The sequence below is a fragment of the Acidisphaera sp. S103 genome, assembly GCF_009765975.1.
GTDB lineage: Bacteria > Pseudomonadota > Alphaproteobacteria > Acetobacterales > Acetobacteraceae > Rhodopila.
Map to the genome: position 1 here is coordinate 77,175 of NZ_LMUJ01000048.1, position 1,240 is coordinate 78,414.

Genomic DNA, 1,240 nt, shown 5'->3' on the forward strand with positions numbered 1-1,240 from the left:
CCGGCAGATGCGTGCCGCCGTTGAACGGGTTGTTCAGCGCGACGACATCGCCCGGTTTCAACGTATGCCGCCGGTGTTCCAGCACGGTGCGAACGCTCTCACCCATCGCACCAAGATGCACCGGCACATGCGGTGCGTTGGCGACAAGCGCGCCTTCCGCATCGAAAATCGCACAGGAGAAGTCCAGCCGCTCCTTGATATTCACGCTCATCGAGGTGTTCTGCAGCACCGCGCCGGTCTGTTCCGCAACATTCATGAACAGGTTGTTGAACAGTTCCAGTAGCACCGGGTCGGGCCGCTCGCTGCCGGCCGGAACGCGGCTGGCAAGCGGCTCCGTCCGGCGCAGGATCATGTGGTCCTGCGCGGTGACCTCGGCGGTCCAGCCCGGTTCGATGACCGTGGTGGCGTTGGCCTCCCGCACCAGTGCCGGTCCGGCGATGCGGTCGCCTGCCAGCAGGGACGTGCGCTCCAGCACCGGCGCCTCGACCTCGGCGCCGCCGGTGAACATGCTGACCCGATCGATGATGTCGGGTTCTCCGGTTTCCCGGACCGCCAGCCCTGCCTCGGCAGCGACCGAACCGGGCAGCGTGGCTTCGGCCGCGACCGCTTCCACCACCACCGGGCGTTCCGGCGTTGCGAATCCAAACCGAGCCCTGTGGGCGGCGGTGAAGGCGGACAGGACCGTTTGCATCGGACCCAGTGCAACGATCAACGCAGCCTCGGTGCCCGCATAGCGCAGGTGCAACGACTTCGCGGTGGTAACATCCTGCGGGGCAGCGCCTTGGGATACCAGGCTGGCGACGGCATCCGCCGCCAGTTTGGCCGCCAATGCCTCAAGTCCCGGCATCGTATCGGCACCGAGTGGAATTTCGACCGCCTGTTCCTTCATCGTGGTCTGGTCGGCAAGCCCCATCCCGTAGGCCGACAACACGCCGGCATAGGGGTGAATGAACACCGTCTCCATCCCCAGCGCGTCGGCCACGAGGCACGCATGCTGCCCGCCAGCGCCGCCGAAGCATTGCAGCGCGAAGCGTGACACATCGTGTCCCTTCTGCACCGAGACCTGTTTGATCGCATTTGCCATATTGGCGACGGCGATTTGGAGGAATCCTTCCGCTACCTGTCGCGGCATCCGGTCTCCGCCGATTTCGGTGGCCAGTTCGGCGAATTTGGCTGCCACGACATCGGCGTCCAGAGGCTCGTCCGCCGCCGGCCCGAAGATCGGCGGGGAAAGGGCGGG

At 66.0% G+C, this 1,240-nt stretch carries 1 protein-coding gene; it reads right to left on the bottom strand.

All coding sequences use genetic code 11. From position 1 onward, the window contains the following. Nucleotides 1–1,240, bottom strand: a 1,240-nt coding sequence (locus GSQ89_RS12925) for a hydantoinase B/oxoprolinase family protein (RefSeq protein ID WP_174254859.1), incomplete at both ends; no start/stop codon positions are given.